This is a genomic window from Pauljensenia sp. UMB6358, assembly GCF_030216865.1.
Classification (GTDB): Bacteria; Actinomycetota; Actinomycetes; order Actinomycetales; family Actinomycetaceae; genus Pauljensenia; species Pauljensenia turicensis_A.
In genome coordinates, this window is record NZ_JASOMS010000235.1 from 1 (window position 1) to 249 (window position 249).

Annotated in this window: 1 protein-coding gene; it reads left to right on the forward strand. The window is 26.1% G+C overall.

Annotated elements, in window-relative coordinates:
* Window positions 1-31: 31 nt before the first annotated feature.
* The coding region (locus QP381_RS09295; RefSeq protein ID WP_285068746.1) for a lipoprotein at window positions 32-249 on the forward strand (218 nt) is incomplete at its 3' end.

Consider the following 249-nt stretch of genomic DNA (forward strand, 5'->3'; position numbering starts at 1 on the left):
AAATTACAATTGTAATATTGGAGGGTTTATTTTGAAAAAGTTAATATTTTTAATTGCAATTGCTTTAGTTTTAAGTGCATGTAATTCAAACAGTCCACATGCCAAAAAGTTAAATGATTTAGAAAAAAAATATAATGCTCATATTGGTGTTTATGCTTTAGATACTAAAAGTGGTAAGGAAGTAAAATTTAATTCAGATAAGAGATTTGCCTATGCTTCGACTTCAAAAGCGATAAATAGTGCTATTTT